Here is a 20,518-nt window from a genome sequence, read left to right as displayed (position 1 = left end):
TGGAAAGCGAGTTGGATACCTGTCGAGTATGGTGTCCAACTCTTTTCGTATTGGTATTCGGCGTGATCGTGACAGAGAATCAAGAGGCCTGTACCTATAGCTTTGCCTGAGTTTCAAGCCTGATTGATAACAATAATATAAGAGTGACCGACATGAATATGCCCCTGCTAAGCGAGCGCAGCGAGGTGTTCAAGAACGCCGACCCCCATGCGGTATCTGGATATGTAAATCAGCATGTCGGCAGCCATTGCATTCAATTACCACGCAAGAGCAACGCCCGCGCTCAGTTGAATCACCGCAAATTTGCCAGCCTGGATCTCTGTCGGATCAGCTACGGTTCCAGCGTCCGAGTGGTCTCCGACGCCTTGCAAGACATCTTTCATTTGCAGATATTGCTGCGTGGCGACTGTCTCTGGCGGGGGCCCGCCGGCGTGCATCATCTGGTGCCAGGTGAGTTGCTGCTTATCAATCCCGACGACCCGGTTGACCTGACGTACTCTCACGACTGCGAGAAATTCATCCTGAAGGTGCCTGCACGATTGCTCGAGTCAATCTGCGAGGAGCAGCGCTGGCTGTATCCGAGCGAAGGCATCCGTTTTCTCCAACATCGTTATTCGCTGGATCAATTGCAGGCTTTTGTGCCGTTGATGGCCACCATCTGTACTGAAGCCGAGGACGGCGCCGCGCTGGCCCGTGTCCAGGAGCACTATGCGCAGATCGTCGCCAGTAAAATGTTGACCCTGATGCGCAATAACGTGAGGCGTGAACATCTGGCGTGCACCAACAGCACGTTCGAGCGGATAGTGGATTACATCCGTCGTAACCTGCAGCAAGACATCAGCGTCCAAAGCCTTGCGGATCAGGCGCAACTGAGTGTGCGCTCGTTGTATACCTTGTTTGAAAGACACATGCACACCACGCCGCAACGGTTCATCCGTGAACAGAAGCTGACACGCATCCAGGCATGCCTTGCCGATCCGGATTGCAATGTGCGAAGCGTTACTGAAATGGCCCTTGATTACGGATTTGTCCACTTGGGCAGATTTGCAGAACAGTACCGCCGACAGTTCGCCGAATTGCCTTCGGATACGTTGAAGCGGCGCATGCAGCATATGGCCGTCGTTTGAACGCGCGGCGCCCAGAACCTGGGCACCGCAGGACGAGTTACAAACGCATTATTTGAAGGTCTTCTGGATCATGGACACACCTAGCGCCATACCGGCGACCAGGATGATCATCCAGAAATACTCCATGCAGGCCACCAGGGTTGCCTGTTGATGCAGGCTTTGAGCAAGCGTCATCACCGACATCTGATTGGCCGGCCCAACGCCGACGGCGGGCGTTAGCGACTGCGCCAGCAATTGCGTGTTTGCCTGGTAAATTGGATCAGCTGAACTGAAGTGCCCATTTAGGTTGTTGTACTGCAGCGTAGTGCGCCATTGCAGAAATAAAGTGGCAACGGTTGTGCCGAGAGCCATGGCGATCTGCCCGAGCATGCTTTTTATTTGATAGGCATGGGCAAACAAAGTGTCGTGATGCGTCACATCGCGAAATGTCTGCATGGCGGCGGTAGCCAGCACCAACATTACAAAGCAGCCATTGAGTATCAGCGCGGGCAATATGTTCGCCCACATGTTTGCGTCAGGCGTGAGCGATGACAAAAGCAGGCCGAAGCTGATTAGGGCCGCAAACCCGGCCACAAAGAACTTTTTCGGTCCGGGATGCTTCGGTATGACGAAGGCCATTACGATCCACGTCAATAATGCACCGGCGAGACCAAACGCCTGAAACGTCCCGATCGTGTCCCACGAGTAGCCGAGGGCGGTTTGCAGGAAGTACGGCAAAATGTAGTTATTGCTGCCCAGAACGATGTACGTGAAGCAGAACAACGCAACGCCGAGGATGTAGCGCGACTGCATCAAGTCCCTGACTTTGAGAAACGGTGTGTCCTTGGAATGCTCAGCATGGAAGAAGATGTAAACACCCAAAGCCGCCAGCAAAGCGAATGCCAAAAGAATCACTGATTCGTTATAAAAGTCGTAGTAAGAACGCTGCAGCACATACAGCAGGAAGAAGGTGCTGACAGACAACAGCAAGATGTTTCCTGGACTGGACGGCGAGCGTTCATCCTCCTCGATTGCCGTGTCAGGCAAGAACCTTGTACATAGAAAACCCGCTACGACGGCCCCCGCCATCAGCAGCCAGAAGATGGCATGCCAGGTATCTTCGACCACTACCAGCGATGACAGAAAAGGGGCCGCTGCCGTGCCGCTGGCAAGCCCGGTTGCAAACACTTTGACGCCTACGAATCTCCCAGGTCCGGGAGGTAGAAGATTGACCATCAAGCGAGCGGACGTCATGAAGGACGCCCCTCCCAACGCCATAATCACGCGGCCAACGGTGAACGAAGTCAGATCATCGCTGACGCCGCACACAAAGGCGCCCATCACATAAATGCTGATCGAGCCCAACATGAAATTGCGCCAGCCGAGTCGCTCAACCAACCAGCGCTGTTTTGAAATAACCACGACTGCGATACACGCATAAAGCGCGGCGACCAACGTGAATTCTTCAGGGCTGGCGTCTATTTCGCCGCGAATAGGCGCTGAGGCGAAAGCAATCATGCCGGCCTGAAGATATTCGAGCGCGCATAAAAGGCCGACGGCGATCAGCAAAGCGGCGTTTTTCCGATACATGAGCTGACTCGTCAAGGTTTCAACAGTTGGGAGGAGGGGCCACGGTCTTCGTTGGCGCTGATTATTTGTTCGACGATGTCATTTGCATCCTTGAGTTCGTTCTCAAAAATATCGGTGCTGTAGGCGGGTTGCGCTGGTGTCTTTTTATTAAGTCGCTCGCCGCTGGTATCGGTGGTATCAACGGACACCCTCATTGATAGCCCCAAGCGCAATGGATTGGCGGCAATTTCGTCAGGACGCAGGGCGATACGGACCGGCACGCGTTGAGTGACTTTGATCCAGTTGCCCGTAGCGTTTTGTGCCGGCATCAACGAAAAAGCGCTGCCAGTCCCGGCATCCAGCCCTACGATGGTTCCGTGAAACATAACCTTGCGTGCATAGGCATCGGCGTGCAACTCCACAGGTTGTCCGATTCGCAAGTCCTCGATCTGCGATTCCTTGAAGTTGGCGTTCACCCAAACCTGATCGATCGGAACGACAGACATCAGAGCAACACCGGGACTGATGCGCTGGCCGACCTGCACACTGCGCTTGGTGATCAGGCCGCTAACCGGCGAGTTAATTTGTGTGCGATGCAGGGAAATAAACGCATCACGCAGATTGGCAGCAGCCACCAGCACGTCGGGATGCGTTCGTAGCGTGGTGTTATCCACCATGGCCAGGCGCACTGCCAAGGCATGCCGCGTGCCGTCGAGCCCAGCGAGCGCGTTTTTCAGCACTTCCTCGGCGTGGCTGATCTCTTCCCGAGACACCGCGCCGCTTGCGGCAAGTTGACTGCGACGTCGAACGTCATCCCGAGCCTTGCGCACGTCGTTCTGCCGCTGACTGACCTCAGCTTCCAGTTGTTGCACCTGGTAATACTGGGTACGCGCCTGTCGCACGGTTCGGGCCAGGTTCGACTGAGTGCGTTGATACTGGATTTCGGCATCGACTGCATTGAGCGTGACCAACGGAGCGTGGGCATCGATATGGTCGGTGTTATCGGCGCTGATGACGGTCACTGTTCCGCCGACCTGAGAGGTCACCTGCACGATATTACCGTCCACGTAGGCATCATCGGTGGACTCACTGCCAAGCCCCAGAAAATACCAGCTCCCCAGGACGGCCAAGAGCAGCACGATCGCGACAATCAGCAGCAGTTGCGGACGAAATGACTTGGGTGAACGGGAGGCGTCAGAAGAAGAGGGTGTTGGGGAGGTCATGATTTATCAACTACGGTGGAATTTGCGGGGGAGGTGACAGGCAGTTCCGGGCGATAGCCACCGCCCAGTGCTCGGCTCAGGTTCGCTTGCAGCGACAGTGCGCGAGACTCCAGCGTCACCAGTTGGCGCTTCTGGGCCAGGGTCGCATTCTCCGTGGCCAGCACTTGCAGATAGGTTGCCAATCCTGCGCCGTAACGAAGGTTGACCAGATCGGAAGCGGCTTGCGCGGTATTGACCGCGTCCACTTGCTGCGCCATTCGCTCTTTCAGCCAACGAAGCGAAGACAACTGATCGGCAATATCGCGAAGCGCATCGACAACGGTCTGGTTGTAATTTTCAACGGCGAGGTCGTAAGCCGCGTTCTGTGCACTCAAATTGCCGCGCAAACGCCCACCCTCAAAGATGGGCAGACTTATAGCGGGCGACACACCCAGAATTCGGCTGCTGTGATCGTTGAAAGTGCTGAACGCAAGGCTTTGCAAACCCACGAAGGCTGTCAGATTCACATTGGGATAAAACCGAGCTTTGGCGACTTCAATCTCATGCCCCGACGCCTCTACACGCCAGCGCTGAGCAACAACATCGGGGCGGTGTCCCACCAGTTCGGCCGGAATGTTGGTGGGCATCATCACGTTGTTGCTGGCTAGCAGGTGAGGGCGGGTGATCGATCTACCTCGATCAGGCCCCTGGCCCAACAAAGAGGCAAGCTTGTTCTGGTTCAGCTCGATCATTTCCTTCAAGGCCGCGATATTGGCGCGACTGGCGGGAAGCGATGCCTGTGATTGCTTGATATCGATCTGACTACCCAACTCAGCGGTGAATCGTTGTTGTGTGAGTTTTTCGATATCGATTTGCTGATTCAACAAAGCCTGGGCAACGTCCAACTGCTCGTACGTATCCTGCAGGGCGATATAGGTCTGCACAACGGCCGATGACAGAATCAATGATGCCGCGCGACTATCGACTTCAAGCGCCTTTCTGCGTCCAACAGCGGCTTCAACCGCTTCGCGGTTCTTTCCCCAGAAATCCAATTCGTAACCGACATTCAGCGTTGCCTGATCGACATTTTGCCAGGTGCCTTTAACCGGGGCAGGGGTGGTGCCATTTGAACTGAATCGCTCACGGGTGGTGCTCGCTGATGCGTCGATATGCGGCAACAGCGACGCGCCCTCTATTGCTTCCAGCGCGCTCGCCTGGCGCACGCGAGCGGCAGCGGAGCGCAGCGTCGGGCTTTGTGCCAGCGCCTCCTCAACCAGATTATCCAGTTGCTTGTCGTTGAAGCTGCTCCACCAGGTTTGAGTTGGCCAAGCAGATGGCGAGAGAGTGACCCCGCTATCGGCTAAGGTTTCACTGGCGTTTCCGGGGTGTTGCAGGCTTGAGACTGGCTTCAAATCATTGAAGGAGCATCCGCTTAGCAGTACCACCAATGCTGCTACCGAGAATCGAGCGGCAAGGGGAAGCCCATAACGTGGGTGCGCTGACGCCTCGTTTTTACAACTGTTCATTACGTTTGTTCTCTTACGGCAAATAGAAATCAGGCCAAAGATGGGGCAGGATTCAATAAAAACTGTCAGTGTCGTTATGGACAAAAAAACGACTTAACGGGCTCTTAGCCCTTTAACGATTACGGATACCGAATGGTCGATGTCATCCAGGTTATCGAGGTTCGCCGTTACCAAATGAAGCCACGACATACCGGTAAGTAGCGAGACTGCGCTTTCGACGGCTGGACCTTCATCGATGTCGCCCGACTCTACAGCGCGTTCAAAAATCTTTCTTAACGTACGCTCGCGACGTGGCAAAAACTCTTTTCTAAACTCCTCCAGAGCCTGCGGTTCGTGCTGTATCTCGGCAATCAGGCTACGTAATGTTTCGCCCGCACTTGAGGTCCGCCACCAACTCCAAAGTGAGCGCAGGTGAACGATCAAGTCTTTATTCAAATCTCCAGTGTCCGGTTGTGTCACGAAGGTCAGGGCGGTGCGTTCATAAACATCCCTGAGCAACGCGCCCTTGTTTTTCCACCACCGGTAGATCGTAGGCTTGCTCGAACCGGCCCGTTCTACCAGGGCATCCATAGTAAATGCTCGATACCCACGCTCCTCGAGAATCGCTGCAGCAGCCTCAAGAATGGCCTCTGTGCTCTGAGGACTGCGAACAGCCCCGATGGAGGATCTGCTACGCAGCTTGGCGGATTTCAGGTGATCGGGCTTGGAGTCCATATAGTGCTCTGATTGTTTTTGAGCGGGAAAACGTCAATAGAAACTGTGGGTATTTATAATTTCAAAGACATTGCTGGTCAACAAAAGACGTCAGAAAAAGGCATTCAGAACTTGAATAGTGACTATGGCTTTTTGTAATAACTGATTAAGCGCATGACTGTTAGAGTGCCTGGTTTATTCATGTCGATATGTCATTTTTGATTTTTTTGGGCCCGGCAATTGACTTTGGGAAATAACATTCGATGCGTGGCCGTTCAGCTTTGTTATATGTACAGTGCGTAGGAGGCAGGAGTGCAAACACATTTAATTGACGCATTTAATGTGCTTGAGAGCGTTAACAAAACGGTGGACGAATGGATAGAGCAGGTCGTGGCTAGCCAAAACCTGTCACTTACAGACTTTCGAATCCTTGATAGCTTAGCGCAAGGCACTGCTCTGACTACGGAGCAATGTAGTCAGCATTTGAATGTCATGTCATCCAAAGTAGCTTTTAGGGTCGACAAGCTCGAAAAATTAGGCTTTGTGCACCGTCGACGTGAGAAACCAGATCGACGCATAGTTACGCTGCAGTTATCTGATCAGGGGCTCGAGATTTATGAGCTTGCCTTGGGCGCTTTAATCGAGAGGTGGCAAAATGCATCAAGTAATGTCGGCGCGGAGGTACTGAAGATCACTGCGCTTTTCGCGGGCTTGCACCTGGCGCCTATTGCCAAGCTGATTAAAAATATACTTCGAGAAAATACTTGAGCCTTGATTGGAGACATCTGACAGCAATCGGATGCTTCATGCTCGGCGACAAGACAGCTTTATAACTTAAGCGAATAGATTCTTGTTTTAATTGGCTAGTTACTTCAAGTAACGATCGTCTCGTGAATTGGCGCCAGAAGAAGGCATCTTCAGCGCGATTCGGCATATCGCTATAAATTGCCCAGCAGTCTGGCTGGCACCGCCGACAGCTTGCTGAATAGAGGCTGTTTTAGCGGCCTCTTGATTGACCATCAACAGGCTTGGCGAAGCTGCTCAATTATCTTTCGGGCACGGTTTGCTCCTACGTCCACATGGATGTCCACCATTGGCCGGGGGCCGAATTGGAGCATGTTCTGATACTGAGCTTCGATAACGACCTTATCCTCATCAAAGGTCATGGCTGTCTGTTCCACGACCTTCGCCATGACTTCGTCAGTATTGCTCTTCGGATTGGATGCGATAGTCCAGAAGTAGTGGCTGGAGGTTTCCGTTTCAGGAGTCACGCCGTGGAAACCACGCATATGGAACCCTCCGCGCTTTGGATCTTCGAGCGACACCGAGTTGGCATCAGCGGCACCCGTCCAAATACGGAGGTGTGTGACGTGGAATTCGATTTCTTGCCAGCGATCAACTTTGCCCTGGAACGGGTAGGCCGCGGTGTAAGTAGGTGGCGGTACCGAATCCAGCATGTGGCGAGTCACCTTCACAGTGTTCTCATCGCTTTCGACACGCATCTGGGCATTCATGTGGATTTTCGCGTTACCGCCGATAGTACGCAGGTGCACGTAGCCCAGATGGCTCAGGTCCAGGAGGTTGTCATGGATAAGCTGGTAGGGCGCATCGTAGTGGTAGACATCCCCTTCGAAAAGATATTCACCCTTGGTGTGAATGTCGTATGCCTGAGGCTCGCAAGTAGGCTCCATTTGCTCAGTGCTACCAAACCAGATCCAGATGATCTGATCGCGTTCACGGACGTGATAAGCAGGAACTTTGGCTTTAGTAGGGATTTTGGCCTGCCCGGGTACTTCCAAACACTGTCCTTTAGTGTTGAACAAAAGTCCGTGATAGCCACAGCGGACGCCTTGCTCCTCTATGGTGCCGTGAGAGAGAGGCAGTGCTCGATGGCAGCACCGATCCTCCAGGGCAGCAGGTTGACCATCTGCAGTGCGGAATAGAACAACGGGCTTGCTGAGCAAGGTTCTACCCACTGGCTTGTCTTTGAGCTCCCACGAAAAAGCTGCGACGTACCATTGATTGAGTGGAAACTTTGGTAGCTCTGAAGGAGCTTTAATCTCGTAAGCCAGGGACTGAGGTTGTGTCGTACTCATAGCGATCTCCGATTCTCAGGATTTTCTTATTAGGGTTACAGATCCAGCACAAGACGTGGGCTGTGAGAGCGGGAACAGCAGGGAGTGAAACTGTCGTTTCGCGCATGTTCCGAGGCGTTCATGTATTGATCTCGATGGTCAGGCTCACCAGCCAGTACTCGAGTGACGCAGGAACCGCAGATGCCTTGTTCACAGGAACTTTCGATTTCCACGTCGTGTTCAAGCAGCACTTCAAGGGCGGACTTTTGTGCAGGAACTTGGATCACCCGGCCTGAGCGGGATAACTCAATTTCAAAGGGCAGATCACCTTCGAGAGCCTGAGACGGAGCACTGAAGTCCTCCCGATTGATCTGCTGGTCACTCCATCCAGAAGCCTTCGCGGTGGATTGAATATAAGTCATGAAGCCGGACGGGCCGCAGACGTAGAGCTGATCACCATGCATCGGAATCGCCAGGATCTGAGCAGCATCTAAGCGTTGTTGGGACGGGCCATTGTCGACATGAATTCGAACATGATCAGCGAAGGGTGATTCGCTCAGGATTTCAAGGAATGCCAGTCGCTCAATAGATCGACCGCAATAGTGAAGCTCAAAGAGCTTACCCGCTGCGATTAGCGTATGAGCCATGGCAATTATCGGAGTGATGCCGATGCCACCTGCAAACAAGAAATAGCGCTCGCCTGAGAGGTCTAAATCGAAGAGATTGCGGGGGCTGCCAATGGAGAGTGTTGAGCCTTCCGTAATATTGGCGTGCATACCACTGGATCCTCCACGAGACTCAGGCTCGTTAAGTACGGCAATGAGGTATCGGCCACGCTCGTGGGGGGCGTTGCACAGTGAGTACTGCCGAGTAAGGCCCGGGGCAACATGCACGTCGACATGTGATCCCGCAGAGAACGCGGGAAGTTCTGTGCCGTTGGCAGCCATCAATTCGAAGCTGCATACACCTTCAGCTTCAGATTTTTTGCGAGAGACATAAACTTCTAGCATGAGCGTAACCCCACCGCGGGTGTGCAGTGTTTGAAAGCGAATTGATGTTGAGCCGGCGTTACCGACTAAATGCGCTAAGTCTGGAGATCAAGAAGGGGTAAGTAGGAGCAGGCAAGTCATGACACGGCACCTTTGAGATTTTTTATTGTTTTGCCGCGCGCTTATGATGCGGACGCGGAATCGTTGTGTGATTCTTATCCTAATCATTTTGGTTGCGGTGTCAACCAATTCTATTGACTGTCAGGAACCGTTCGTCATGACCCAACCCTCTCCCCTGAATCTGGATCGCTACGTTCCTGCATTGCTTACCTTCCTGACTAACAAGATGGCGAGCGGCGCGTCAGCTTGCTACCGCAAGCATTTCGGGATTGGGATAGTTGAATGGAGGGTGTTAGCAATGCTTGCGGTCGAAGACCACATCAGCGCTAATCGGGTAGTTCAGGCCATCGGCCTAGATAAAGGCGCTGTCAGTCGAGCGCTTAAGTCGCTTGAGCACGACGGATATGTGTCGACTGAGATCGATGCGGGAGACGCTCGTCGATACACCGTATCTCTGACATCCGCAGGTCGTAAGGTGCATGACGAAGTGTTGGTGACTGCCCTTGAGAGGGAGAGGCTGCTATTAGCTACGTTGAGCAATGATGAAATCGAGATGCTAATTGATTTCTTGCACCGAATGAGCGACCAGTTAGATGAGGTGAATGCGGTTGAGCCAGTAGTCCGACAATAGGTTTGACGTTCTGCAGAGTGGCGGAGGATGGCTAGATGGATTACTAATCCAACTTCCCAATTGGATCAAGTCATTTGGCACAATGACCAGGGCATCACCTTGGACTTGGCGTTAGTGTGCACGAACCTGAGTTAACGCTGATGCGTAGCACAAGTGTTCACAATTAACTTGTCCTGACGATTTGAACTACGCATGGACACGTTTTTTGATGGCCGGCAGAGTATGCAGCGTCCAGGCTTCCGCGACAGGAATCAAAAACTTAGGAAAGCGGGTTCAAGCAGATCTCAAGGTCAGTCAGGTAGTGCCTTCAAACGTCCTCAGATAGTCGAGTGATATGGTTGTTTCGGTGGCGCTCTATTTATGCCAACAGGTTGAGTCTTTCTCGCCGCAGTCATAGCGCGAAGTCTACGATTCAAAAAATCGGAGTTCGCACCGGGCACGGTGATATTACGCATTTATCTGGGTTGACCAACCGCGGCAACCTTAGGGGTATCAGCGAGCTAAGGAGGAGGGGACATATGCCTTTTCTATCAGCACTTTATTCCCTTGAGCTTGGGCCTGGGCCTGGTAACCGAGGAATCTCGAAAGGCCTAGGCTCTGTACGAAATCCCGAGAAACCCAATCGGCGTCCCTCGGAAGCTGAAATTTTGTAGAGTTTCCAGCTATCTACGGAAAAGAATCCTGTGATCCCAAATGGCGTAACCGTTCAGGAAAGCCAAAATCGATTCGAATTGGCAGGCCAAGATGGCGTCATCAATATTGAGGTCACGGCTTTTGGCATAGATATAGAGGGTCGAGCACGCCAGATGAAGTCAAGGCCGCACGTTCTACGCCTCTCGGGAGAGCGGGGCGACCAGACGAAGTGGCCGCAGCCGTTGTATTCCTGGCTTCACCTGAAGCGAGTTACATCACCGGTGAACTGCTCGTGGTGGATGGAGGCAATTGCCTGGTTGAGAACAAAGCTGATTAAAACTTTTTAATTCCTGAGAGGGATCTCAACGAGCTTGAGGGATTGCGCTTCCGTATTCGCTTTCAGGGATATCGCCTGATCAGATTGTGCGTCGACGCTCATTTTACGTCTCCTGCACAGAAGTGCTGATAAAGGACGTTGATTTTGATGTCAATCAGCGTTGCCTGAGCAGAGGTGCGCCGACTCACTGTTCCATCAAAAACCGCTCAATTTCCTCAACGGTACTGCGCGCCGTTCGGGTCACGCCGATCAGTGTCGCGGAAGCGGCGCCTGTCCAGTCGCCATAGCCCACCAACCACAAACGCGGTTCCTGAATCGAATGCGTACCTTTGACGGCCACACGCCCGTCGGCGGTACACACGCCCAGTGATTCCAGATAGCCGAGGGCAGGGCGGAAGCCGGTACACCAGATCACCGCGTCGACCGGCGTTTGCGAGCCGTCAGCCCACGTCACGCCGGTCTCGGTGAAGCGCAGGAACGGCCGAACCGCGTGCAACACGCCGCGCTCCCGAGCCTCGACGACTGGTGGCACCATCACGATATCGCCCAAGCCGCCAACCGGTCTCTCAATGTCGATGCCGGCCAGCTGCGCTTTCCAGCGCTCGGTGGCGCGTTGGAAGAGCACGCGTCCATCAACGTCATCGGCAAGAAACTCTGGCGGCTGCGGAGTGACCCAGGTGGCATCGGCCACTTGCGAGACTTCAGCGAGGATCTGTGCACCGGAGTTGCCACCGCCCACCACCAGGACTTTTTTTCCGGCAAACGGCTTGGCGTTAACGTAGTGGGCCGAATGCAATTGCTGGCCGGTAAAGGTTTCGCTGCCGGGGTAATGCGGCAGGTAGGGATGGCGCCAGGTGCCGGTCGCGCTGACCACGGTGCGGGCCAGCCAGCTGCGGCCCTGGGCTTTTACGTTGAGGTGATTGCCCTGACGTTCAATAGCGTTGACCCAGTAGGGCCGTTCGACAGGAAATTGGTAGCGTTGCTCATACTGGCGCAGGTAATCGAGTACGTTGTCGCGACTTGGGTAGCCGTCAGTGACCGGAGGCATCATCCAACCGGCGATGGAACTCCAGGTCGACGGTGAAAACAGTCGCAGGGAATCCCAGCTATGCCGCCAGGCGCCACCCGGTGCCGCTTCGGCATCGATAATCACAAAGGAGCGCCCGGTACGGCGCAGGAAGTAAGCCACGGCGAGTGCGGACTGGCCACCGCCAATAATCGCGACATCCACTTCGGCAGGCATGGGGAATCCTTGGGTCAGCGAAAGTCAGGTCAAGTTAATCCATTTGAAGTGGACGTTTGTTGATGTTGCTCAAGCGGCGGCGTTCTAAACCACAGCTCCGAACAGTGATCCCACCAACGCCGTGATGCCCATGGCCAGCACGCCCCATAGCGTCACGCGCCAGGCACCGATCACTACACTGGCACCCCCGGCCCTGGCTGCAACGGCCCCCAGGCTGCCGAGGAAGACCAGTGACATGCCGCAAATCCAAGGCACAACGCTGTCTGTGGGCGCGATGAAAGTTACTGCCAGCGGCAACGCTGCGCCGACCACGAAACTGGCGGCCGAGGCGAGGGCAGCCTGCAACGGTTTGGCCGTGAGAGTTTCGCTGATGCCCAGTTCGTCCCGCGCGTGGGACCCCAGCGCATCATGGGCCATCAATTGATCGGCCACTTGATGAGCCAGTTCGGGCGATACGCCGCGCTGGATGTAAATGTTCGCCAGTTCAATGTGTTCCGCCTTTGGATCGTTGGCCAGTTCGGCGCGTTCCCGCGCCAAGTCAGCCCGCTCGGTGAACGCGTCCATCCCGCGTTTCTGAGCCAACCGTGGGCCTTCGATTTCCCCCAGCACCAGCAGCGCCGTGGCCCACGCATCGGCGAGCATGCATGAGGCCGCCACCACGCTGACCGCCGTCAATGAGTTGCGCAGTGGCGCGCCGGTGACCGGGTTCATGGTATGGGCGTAGGTCTGCCCACCTATATCGACCCACTGTCGATAGTCCCCCGACGTTGCGATGGCGGCATCGCTGAGTTCCATCACGCCCATGACTTCGCGCACACCCCGGCAGGGTTTTTCAATGGCCACGATCCACGGTTGCGCATCAGGCTTGAGGCCGCCGGCGCGCAGTCGTGAAGCAGCGCGCGAAGCCCTGTAGGAAGTTACACCAATATTTTCGAACGGGAGTAATCTCTGTATGCGTCACGAGCGGCAACGTTTTCAGTCTTCACATTCGTTCGTTGCGAGTAGACAATGTGCGCTCTGTTCCGGGGTAGTTCAGCGGTAGAACACTCGGCTCTTAACCGGGTGGGCGCTGGTTCGAATCCAGCCCCCGGACCCAATACATCGCAGGGTCAGAAGGACATATGTCCAGGCACGATAGGGAATTGGATGCAGTGGCCGGCATAAACGCCGGTTATGCGGTCTTTCAGTTATCTCGAGCATTGACCGCATCGGGTCTAGACACTGAGAAAGCGCGTGAACGAATTGAGCGCTGGCAGCAGGTGGTCGAACACATGGTGCAGGGCACCGCGCTGTATGGCTCGCGTATACCACTCGTGGATGTGCCTGAATGGGTCACACTGGAGGTAGTCACGGGTGGTCTTGCCACTGGACAGTATCTGGCCGGTGGTGCACTGACCGAGTACGAACGGCGGCTGGCCGCCTCAATCCCAGGCATCCGCCCTGGTTTTGAACGACTTGATCTCAACACCTGGCACCTTACGGATGAGGGGATCGAAGCACTGCAAAAGCAACTGGTGAACAGCGACTATCGGATCGATGTACCAGAAGAGGCAGCGCTACTGTACGTGGCTTGGCTGTTGGGACAGCAGCGCATGGAGGAAGCACGCAGACTGATTGAGTCGATCGCACCTTTTTTTGAGCAACTGCGTTTCTTTCCAATGGCTTCTGACGGGCTACCGCTCGCGGCGGTGGAAGTGCAGATCTTCGATGTCGGCGATATCAAAAAGCTGCTTTCAAAACTCCCTGCGCAGCAGCGTCTTGCGGTGCAAAAACATGTGGTCGTGACCCGGTTGCCTTTCTACGATGCAGCTATCTCGCTCTTCCTCTTAACGTACCAGGATGATTGGCCTTGTCGGCAATATCCTGAAGGCTGGCTTGAGCAGGCGAATGCGCTAAGTAGTCAGTTCGATGCCTCCGGTAGCAATGACATCCTCAACGTTGAACCTTTCAGGGGCCGGGTAGGGGAGTTGTACGCGTTGCTAAGGCTCTGCTCCCGTGACCCAATCTCGCTGACAGGGCGTCAAGTCGGACGTATTCGGCGGATCGTCAATGATTTCGTGTGCAAACATGGTCATCCCGAATCCGAAGATCATCTACAGAGCCGAGCCATACAGCGCCATCAGGTGGCCGCGCCCGAGCATCATCTGATCGCCAAGGCGGTTTCTGAGCGTCTGACCAGCTATACGAGCTCGGAAGGCATCTCTGATTTTTCGTCCCTGTTGGAACCGATTACCAATGAGGAGGCGAAGGCACATTCGCTGAAAACCGGTGTCGCCATTCCACCAGCAGTTCGCCGACGCCTCGAGCGCTGTCGAAAGGGATCCATCAGTCAGTTGATTGACAAGGGATTGATCACATCTGGGGATACCGTGGCGCGAGTACTGCCAGCGATGACGGCCGAAATCTGCAGTGCTGGATTTCGCGATACGACACTGCGCACGTTGTCTATCGCAACGTATCGTGCTTTTCGGCGACGCCGTTCATTGCTGCTGCTCAACCTACAGAGCCAAGTCAAAATCAGTGAGTTGCCTTGGGTGGCGGCCGTTGAAGGTGAACGAAAGGCACACACTGTCGCCGTTGAGGGAGCCAGACAAGCCTTGATCGAATCCTCGGCAACAACCCTCGCTGCTTTCCCTCAGGCAATCCTTCCGAACAAGCTACTTCAGGAGTTTGGTTCGCTTGCTGTCACGGCGAAGCTGGATCTTCCTTTTGTGGAGGAGGTCGCGGCGGACATTTTCATGGGAACCTTTTCGAATAAATTCGTGGAAGCAGCCAGGCGAGCAGCCTCGTTGATAGATGGCACCCTTTACGCCCATTATTACGACATCGACACGAACCAACTGGCGATCCTTCCCGATAAGCCGAAATCAAAGAGCAGAAACTATTTCCAGCGTGACTTGGAAACCAGTGATGCATTGGCGAACCTGTGCGCACAGCGGGCTAATGCAACCTTGGGTGGATGGCATTCAGCAACCAACGGCAGGATCATCGAGCAACAACAGATTTTGACGACGCAAAACCTTTCGCTTCTATTTGGTGATCTCGGTTTGAAAGCGCTGCTACATCATCGCTTGGGCTCACTTGCTCAGCAGTGCTTCCAATGGATATGCATGCGGCAGCAGATGAAAATCAAGCTCTATCACTCTAGCTTGGTGATGCTCAAAAATACCGCTTATGCCTGGCGCCAGATGGTGTTTTATTTATCCATGCAGGATGACGCCGAGAGGCGTTGCGCAATCGATAGCATCGAAGCTCATTTCGCGGCTCAACCCATTGCATTCCGAGAGAGATTTCTACCGGCAATTATGGGGTTGCGTGTGGCAGCTTCCGGGCTCCCGTTGACCCTGAACCGCCGGAAAAGTGAGGGGGTTCAGGTTTTTCTCGGATGGACCACCGAACGACATTGGTTGTTACCGCCGCAAACGAATGACATCAGTTAAACGCTCGGCTGTATCGATGAGGCGTGCTTGAACGCCTCAAAAGCGATATCTGTATATCTGGCTGGAGTTCTTGTACAGACGGGGCAAAAGTTTCTTGCATACATCAGGGACCGAAGTCAGGAAGGACGTCCAACGAGAAGAGCCTGAACGTCTGCAAAAATCGGAAAGTGGTGGCGCGTGACCTCAAGCACAAGTATAGAAAGTTCCACCCTGACATAGCACCTTATTTAACATAATATACATTACACGTAACAAAGTGTTTCAGGATTAGCACCGACACACACAGCATGAATCTCCAGTACTCACTCTGAAGCCGCTTTCCTTTAAGCCTTGGCAGCTCTTGAAATCTGCCACTCTCAATCCTGATCCCTCGTCAGCTTTTCGATCAACGCGCGATGCTGTGGAAATTGTGCCGTGAGTTTCAGTCTGTTCCCCATCTGCATATCGGCGAAATCAAATCCTGGTGAAACGGCTTCGCTGATCAAGCCAAATCCGTTCGATCCTTCTAGTAGTCGCGAAGCTTTCCAGATTCCGCCCGGTACGTGCAATTGCAAATGTTGTTCTGCCAAAACATCGCTGCCCATCACCAGCGTCTGCAATGAGCCGTCCGCCAGAATCAGGCTGTACTCGATGGCGTCGCCTGAATGGAAATAATGCAGGATGTCGGACTGGTTGAAATGAAACTGGCCCACGGGCGATTGCTCGGTCAGCAGATAGTAAATCGACGTCATCAGGTAGCGTGGCCCGTTATCGGTTTGCAGGAGATCTCGATGGTCGGCTTGATAGGTCCTGCGAAAATAGCCTCCTTCAACGTGTGGCTCCAGATTCAGCGCAGAAATCAGATCTTGTGCGTTTGGTTTGTGCTGAGTCATGGCCTGCTCCGTTGATTTAGAGGATTTTTTTGTTAGCTCAACTAAACGCTCATTTAGTGTAGTTAAATGAATATCGACGATTATCGCCGATATTCCCTCCTGCTCTAGAAATCCACTGTAGCCGAAAGCAGATAAGTTCTTGGTGTCGAAAGCGTCAATCCCGGCTCGCTGTCATCCGAAGCCCCGGCCGAACTCCAAAAGCGTTTATCCAGTACGTTTTCCACATTGGCGCGCAAAGTGATGGTCTTATCGTCAACTTTAAACGCATAACGTGTGCCTACGTCAAACCGCTCCCAGGAGTCGATCTCCTTCTCGTTCGACTGATCCAGATACTGCGAACTGGAGTAGATGCCGCGTCCTGTCAGCGTCAGCCCCTGCACGTTCGGCACGTCCCATTCCGCGCCGAGGTTGACGTTGTACTTGGGCGTCGCCGGCGCGCGATTGCCATCGAACGTGCCGTTGGTGGTATGCGTCAACTCACTGTCGATATACATCACGCCTCCGAGCAAGCGCAGCCCTTTCAACGGCTCACCGAACAAGCTGAATTCCACACCATTGTTCTCCCGCTTGCCGTTCGGGCCGAACACCCGCGTCGTCGCATTGGTTTCATACGCAGGTTGCTTGATGCGGAACACTGCCGCCGTCAACGCATACGCACCGGCGTCGTACTTGGCGCCGACCTCAACCTGACGGCTAATGAATGGCGGAAAGATTTCGTCCTCGTTCACCGACGTCGAAGGCGCGATCTTGCCCTGGCTCAGGCCTTCCATGTAGTTGGCGTACAGGGACAACTTGTCCGTCGCCTTGAACAGAATGCCTCCCGATGGCGATACCTTTTCTTCGTCATAGGCCGTGTCGCCCTTTACATCATCGCTCCAGTCATCGACCTTCACTCGCTGCCACCGAGCACCGAGGGTCAGCAAAAGGCGATCATCGAAAAAGCCCAAGGTGTCAGACAGCGCGACGCCACTGAAACGGTTTTCGGTGTAGACCTTGGCGTCTTGCCGCGTTGGCGTGCCGGGTTTTGCGATTTCCACCGGGTCATACAGGTTGCTGCGACCCGCCGCATAACGGGCGCCGCCGTTTTCAAAATCCATATAAAAGTAGCTGGCTGCCAGGTTGACTTCGTGACTCACCGGCCCCGTGTGGAACCAGTTGCGCACGCCTGCCGTGGCGGTGCGCACATTCTCGTCGCGGGTGAAATCCCGCGGTTGAACGCTGAAATCGCCGGCATCGTTGGTCACGGAAACCGCATGCCGCAGGAATTCGTGATTGCTTTTGCGGGCACCGACGCCGCCGTACATCATCACCGAATCACTGACATCAAACTCAGCGTTGAGCGTGCCGAAGGTGTCTTTGGTCCGCGCCTGGCTCCACGGTTGCGCGTAGTTATCGCGCACATCGTTGGCGTTCGGCACCTTGGCATTAGCGGCGACTTGCACGCGCTCTTGCGGTGCGTCGGTATCGCGCTCGGTGTGACCCACGTCAGTGGAAAGCCGCAGCCGCTCACCGCGAAAGTCCAGCCCCAGCACCGCCATATCGCGGTCGACACTCTGGTGATCCCATTCGGTATCACCGGACTGTTTGACACCGTTGAAGCGCAGGCCGAACTGGTTGTCCTCACCAAAACGCCGCCCGACATCCACGGCGCCACCGACCTGGTTGTTCGAGGCGTAATTGGCTGTCAGCGAGGTGATGGGCTGGTCCGTCGCGCGTTTGGGCACCATGTTGATCCCCCCTCCTACACTGCCCCGCGGTGAAATGCCGTTGATGAGTTGGCTCGGGCCTTTGAGGATGTCGACGCGATCGGCCATTTCCATGTCGATCGTATACGTCGGCAGCACGCCATAAAGTCCGTTGTAGGCAACATCACTGTTGAACAGGCTGAAGCCACGGATGGTGAATTGTTCATAGCGCCCGCCCGCCGGGTTGGTCGCGCGCACTGAAGGATCGGTAGCGATCAGGTCACCGAGCGTTCGGGCCTGTTGATTCTTGACCGTCTCGCTGGTGTAAGTGGTCATGCTGAACGGGGTTTCCATGAAGTCTTTAGACCCCAATAGCCCTTGCGAACCTCGACGTGCGACCTGGCCGCCGGCAAATACGTCGGCCCCCGAAGAATCGGTGGCGCCGAGAATCGAGGTCGGTGCCAGTTGCAGGCTACCGCCCTCCGCCACCGGAATCAGCGTGTAGGCATGCTCGCCCACCGGTTGCAGCTGCAAACCAGAGCCCAGCAACAACTGAGTGAAGCCCTCCTCCACGCCATATTCACCGGTCAAACCTTTGCTGCTCTGGCCGCTGACCAATGCCGGATCCACCGACAGATTGACCCCGGCCAAACCGGCAAATCTTGTCAGTGCTGAACTCAGACTGCCAGCGGGCACCTGATAACTGCGTCGTGAAGAATCATCGGCCCAACTGGACTGGATCATCAAGGGGCCGGCACTCAGGCTCAGCAGGAGGCTCAACTGCAACAACGGACGCAAACGGCTTGGGAAGACTGCGGGCATTGGAAAAAGCTCTCGATTTTGTTCACTTGCCCGGAATGACCAGCGAGGCGAAAAAAAGGGACAGGCTTCAGCCAATTTTTTTCTGAGGCATGAGAGAAACCCAGAAACGGGTGCGTGTCTGCACTTCGATCGGCAGGCTCGCCGCCAGCAGTGAAAGCACCTGGTCGGTATTGTCGAGACGGAAACTACCCGTGACGCGCAGCGCCTCAAGCGCAGGATCCCAGCGCAGCAGACCTGAACGATAACGGCTCAACTCGCGCAGAAAGTCCCCCAGCGGTTGGTTCTGCGCCATCAATACACCCTCGCGCCAGCCCGGCATCAAGACGTCGAATGCTGTAACAGGCCCGGCGCCAGACGCTTGCAGACTGACTTGTTGGCCCTGATTCAAGATCAGCGCCGGCCCGTGCAGTGGCTGCAACTGCACCGAGCCGCTGACGACAGAGACTGTGCAATCACGCTCGTTGAGTCGCACACAGACCTCACTGCGGCTGACGTTGATCCGACCGTACTGGGCTTCAATCACCAATGCTGAGCTGCCGGGAACGTTGAGCGCCATTTCGCCGCGCACCAGCTTCAACTGACGGTCAGCAAGATCCACGTTGACCGCACTGTTGGTGTTCAGTTGCAGAGCACTGCCATCCGCCAGAGGCAAACGTTTATGTTCACCGGTACTGGTGTGCAGATCGGCGCGCCAGACGTCCAGCGGCAATTGTCGACTGATCAGCCAGGCTGCCGGCACCAACGCTGCCAGACCGAGCGCGCGCTTCAGCGCTGCCCGGCGCGCCTGATCCGGGCGATCCAGCGTGGCCATGGCCAATGCCGACGGTAGATTGTTGAACCGTTGGCGCAACAACTGGATCTTCTGCCAAGCGTTTTCATGGCGGCTATCGCTGCTGCGCCAGTTTTGCAGGCGCGCGTGATCGTCATTCGTCGCTTCGCCAGATTCAAGCAGCGCCAGCCATTGCGCGGCGGCGCGTGCGACTTCGCGCGCTTCTGTATCGGGCGCAACGCGGATCATAGATCCAACATCAAACAATGCTCGTAAGCCTGCGCCATATAACGCTTTATTGTTCGCTCAGACACCTGCAAACGCTCAGCGATCTCGCGGTAGCCGAGGCCTTCGAGCTGACTCCACAAAAACGCCCGGCGCACTGCTCGGGGCAACCCATCGAGCAATTCATCCAGCGCTTGCAGGGTTTCCAGCAACAACCAGCGCTGCTCTGGCGACGGCACGCTCTCCTCGGGCAATTGCGCCAAGGCTTGCAGATAGGCTTTTTCCAGGCTGCGGCGCGTATAGAAATTGCTCAGCAAGCGTTTGCCCACGGTCAGCAAATAAGCCCGCGGCTCGCGCATATCGGCAATGGGTTGAGCGCTGCACAGCACGCGCATAAAGGTGTCCTGGCTCAGATCCGCCGCATCCCAGGCATTGCCCATGCGCCGCCGCAGCCAGGTTTCCAGCCAGCCGCGATGCTCGCGGTACAAGTCGTGCAGGTTCTGCTCCGAGGCCGGCGCTGCTTCAATCATCCAGGAGACCCTGCGCGAAGTTAGATTCAAATGAGACTGATTCTATTTAAC

At 55.0% G+C, this 20,518-nt stretch carries 16 protein-coding genes, 1 tRNA gene and 1 pseudogene; 6 read left to right on the top strand and 12 right to left on the bottom strand.

The features are described 5' to 3' along the window. Positions 1–152 precede the first annotated feature (152 nt). Positions 153–1,127, top strand: a complete 975-nt coding sequence (locus tag PSH79_RS13550; protein WP_305443669.1) for an AraC family transcriptional regulator — start codon at positions 153–155, stop codon at positions 1,125–1,127. A gap of 48 nt (positions 1,128–1,175) precedes the next feature. Here the strand turns inward: PSH79_RS13550 and PSH79_RS13545 are convergent, their stop codons facing one another. The 4 genes from PSH79_RS13545 to PSH79_RS13530 form a co-directional block, all read right to left on the bottom strand. Next, positions 1,176–2,696 (bottom strand): MFS transporter, encoded by a 1,521-nt coding sequence (locus tag PSH79_RS13545; protein WP_305443666.1) that lies wholly within the window; start codon positions 2,694–2,696, stop codon positions 1,176–1,178. Between the two features lie 11 nt (positions 2,697–2,707). Continuing rightward, positions 2,708–3,898 (bottom strand): efflux RND transporter periplasmic adaptor subunit, encoded by a 1,191-nt coding sequence (locus PSH79_RS13540; protein ID WP_305443663.1) that lies wholly within the window; start codon positions 3,896–3,898, stop codon positions 2,708–2,710. Continuing rightward, positions 3,895–5,403, bottom strand: a complete 1,509-nt coding sequence (locus tag PSH79_RS13535) for an efflux transporter outer membrane subunit (protein WP_305443661.1) — start codon at positions 5,401–5,403, stop codon at positions 3,895–3,897. The genes PSH79_RS13540 and PSH79_RS13535 overlap by 4 nt, the downstream gene beginning before the upstream one ends. 93 nt (positions 5,404–5,496) lie before the next feature. Continuing rightward, positions 5,497–6,117, bottom strand: a complete 621-nt coding sequence (locus PSH79_RS13530; RefSeq protein ID WP_305443659.1) for a TetR/AcrR family transcriptional regulator — start codon at positions 6,115–6,117, stop codon at positions 5,497–5,499. Between the two features lie 291 nt (positions 6,118–6,408). Here PSH79_RS13530 and PSH79_RS13525 point away from each other — a divergent pair, with 291 nt between their 5' ends. After that, positions 6,409–6,864: a MarR family winged helix-turn-helix transcriptional regulator gene (locus PSH79_RS13525; protein WP_305443657.1), complete on the top strand. Its 456-nt coding sequence runs from the start codon at positions 6,409–6,411 to the stop codon at positions 6,862–6,864. Positions 6,865–7,115: 251 nt separating this feature from the next. Here the strand turns inward: PSH79_RS13525 and PSH79_RS13520 are convergent, their stop codons facing one another. Together PSH79_RS13520 and PSH79_RS13515 are read right to left on the bottom strand one after the other, a co-directional pair. Further along, on the bottom strand, positions 7,116–8,192 hold the full coding sequence (locus PSH79_RS13520; RefSeq protein WP_305443654.1) for an aromatic ring-hydroxylating dioxygenase subunit alpha: 1,077 nt from the start codon (positions 8,190–8,192) through the stop codon (positions 7,116–7,118). Between the two features lie 35 nt (positions 8,193–8,227). Then, entirely contained in the window at positions 8,228–8,947 is a 720-nt protein-coding gene (locus PSH79_RS13515) for a 2Fe-2S iron-sulfur cluster-binding protein (RefSeq protein ID WP_370872637.1), read from the bottom strand. Positions 8,948–9,437: 490 nt separating this feature from the next. Between PSH79_RS13515 and PSH79_RS13510 the strand changes: the two genes are divergently transcribed. Together PSH79_RS13510 and PSH79_RS13505 are read left to right on the top strand one after the other, a co-directional pair. Then, complete coding sequence (locus PSH79_RS13510) at positions 9,438–9,911, top strand: MarR family winged helix-turn-helix transcriptional regulator (RefSeq protein ID WP_305443651.1); 474 nt, start codon at positions 9,438–9,440, stop codon at positions 9,909–9,911. Between the two features lie 793 nt (positions 9,912–10,704). Beyond that, a pseudogene (locus PSH79_RS13505) lies at positions 10,705–10,881 on the top strand (SDR family oxidoreductase); the annotation flags it as partial. 184 nt (positions 10,882–11,065) lie between these two features. Here the strand turns inward: PSH79_RS13505 and PSH79_RS13500 are convergent. Beyond that, positions 11,066–12,124 carry an ArsO family NAD(P)H-dependent flavin-containing monooxygenase gene (locus tag PSH79_RS13500; RefSeq protein ID WP_305443649.1) on the bottom strand — a complete coding sequence of 353 codons (1,059 nt, stop codon included), beginning with the start codon at positions 12,122–12,124 and terminating at the stop codon, positions 11,066–11,068. 84 nt (positions 12,125–12,208) lie between these two features. Then, a complete protein-coding gene (locus PSH79_RS13495) occupies positions 12,209–12,967 on the bottom strand; it encodes a VIT1/CCC1 transporter family protein (RefSeq protein ID WP_305443647.1) in 759 nt (252 codons plus the stop codon). Between the two features lie 178 nt (positions 12,968–13,145). Here PSH79_RS13495 and PSH79_RS13490 point away from each other — a divergent pair. After that, positions 13,146–13,220 (top strand) — tRNA-Lys (locus PSH79_RS13490). 25 nt (positions 13,221–13,245) lie between these two features. Further along, the gene (locus PSH79_RS13485) at positions 13,246–15,564 is read left to right on the top strand and encodes a hypothetical protein (RefSeq protein ID WP_305443646.1); all 2,319 of its coding nucleotides are present in this window, start codon (positions 13,246–13,248) and stop codon (positions 15,562–15,564) included. 356 nt (positions 15,565–15,920) lie between these two features. Here the strand turns inward: PSH79_RS13485 and PSH79_RS13480 are convergent, their stop codons facing one another. From PSH79_RS13480 to PSH79_RS13465, 4 genes are all read right to left on the bottom strand, one after another. Beyond that, on the bottom strand, positions 15,921–16,436 hold the full coding sequence (locus PSH79_RS13480; protein ID WP_305443644.1) for a cupin domain-containing protein: 516 nt from the start codon (positions 16,434–16,436) through the stop codon (positions 15,921–15,923). 104 nt (positions 16,437–16,540) lie between these two features. Next, complete coding sequence (locus PSH79_RS13475; protein WP_305443642.1) at positions 16,541–18,943, bottom strand: TonB-dependent siderophore receptor; 2,403 nt, start codon at positions 18,941–18,943, stop codon at positions 16,541–16,543. Between the two features lie 67 nt (positions 18,944–19,010). Next, positions 19,011–19,961: a FecR domain-containing protein gene (locus PSH79_RS13470; RefSeq protein ID WP_305443640.1), complete on the bottom strand. Its 951-nt coding sequence runs from the start codon at positions 19,959–19,961 to the stop codon at positions 19,011–19,013. Then, the gene (locus PSH79_RS13465; protein WP_305443637.1) at positions 19,958–20,467 is read right to left on the bottom strand and encodes a sigma-70 family RNA polymerase sigma factor; all 510 of its coding nucleotides are present in this window, start codon (positions 20,465–20,467) and stop codon (positions 19,958–19,960) included. Before PSH79_RS13465 ends, PSH79_RS13470 begins: the two co-directional genes overlap by 4 nt. Positions 20,468–20,518 lie beyond the last annotated feature (51 nt).

Origin of the sequence: Pseudomonas sp. FP2196, from assembly GCF_030687715.1 — a bacterium.
Taxonomy (GTDB): Bacteria; Pseudomonadota; Gammaproteobacteria; order Pseudomonadales; family Pseudomonadaceae; genus Aquipseudomonas.
Note: the sequence above shows the minus strand (reverse complement) of the source record. Positions and strands in the feature narration are given on the sequence as shown.

Excerpts from the sequence above, each read along its gene's own strand:
- PSH79_RS13465 (WP_305443637.1), bottom strand. The coding sequence starts at position 20,467 with ATGATTGAAGCAGCGCCGGCCTCGGAGCAGAACCTGCACGACTTGTAC.
- PSH79_RS13520 (WP_305443654.1), bottom strand. The coding sequence starts at position 8,192 with ATGAGTACGACACAACCTCAGTCCCTGGCTTACGAGATTAAAGCTCCT.
- PSH79_RS13480 (WP_305443644.1), bottom strand. The coding sequence starts at position 16,436 with ATGACTCAGCACAAACCAAACGCACAAGATCTGATTTCTGCGCTGAAT.
- PSH79_RS13550 (WP_305443669.1), top strand. The coding sequence starts at position 153 with ATGAATATGCCCCTGCTAAGCGAGCGCAGCGAGGTGTTCAAGAACGCC.
- PSH79_RS13535 (WP_305443661.1), bottom strand. The coding sequence starts at position 5,403 with ATGAACAGTTGTAAAAACGAGGCGTCAGCGCACCCACGTTATGGGCTT.
- PSH79_RS13485 (WP_305443646.1), top strand. The coding sequence starts at position 13,246 with ATGTCCAGGCACGATAGGGAATTGGATGCAGTGGCCGGCATAAACGCC.
- PSH79_RS13515 (WP_370872637.1), bottom strand. The coding sequence starts at position 8,947 with ATGCACGCCAATATTACGGAAGGCTCAACACTCTCCATTGGCAGCCCC.
- PSH79_RS13545 (WP_305443666.1), bottom strand. The coding sequence starts at position 2,696 with ATGTATCGGAAAAACGCCGCTTTGCTGATCGCCGTCGGCCTTTTATGC.
- PSH79_RS13510 (WP_305443651.1), top strand. The coding sequence starts at position 9,438 with ATGACCCAACCCTCTCCCCTGAATCTGGATCGCTACGTTCCTGCATTG.
- PSH79_RS13540 (WP_305443663.1), bottom strand. The coding sequence starts at position 3,898 with ATGACCTCCCCAACACCCTCTTCTTCTGACGCCTCCCGTTCACCCAAG.
- PSH79_RS13475 (WP_305443642.1), bottom strand. The coding sequence starts at position 18,943 with ATGCCCGCAGTCTTCCCAAGCCGTTTGCGTCCGTTGTTGCAGTTGAGC.
- PSH79_RS13470 (WP_305443640.1), bottom strand. The coding sequence starts at position 19,961 with ATGATCCGCGTTGCGCCCGATACAGAAGCGCGCGAAGTCGCACGCGCC.
- PSH79_RS13530 (WP_305443659.1), bottom strand. The coding sequence starts at position 6,117 with ATGGACTCCAAGCCCGATCACCTGAAATCCGCCAAGCTGCGTAGCAGA.
- PSH79_RS13500 (WP_305443649.1), bottom strand. The coding sequence starts at position 12,124 with ATGCCTGCCGAAGTGGATGTCGCGATTATTGGCGGTGGCCAGTCCGCA.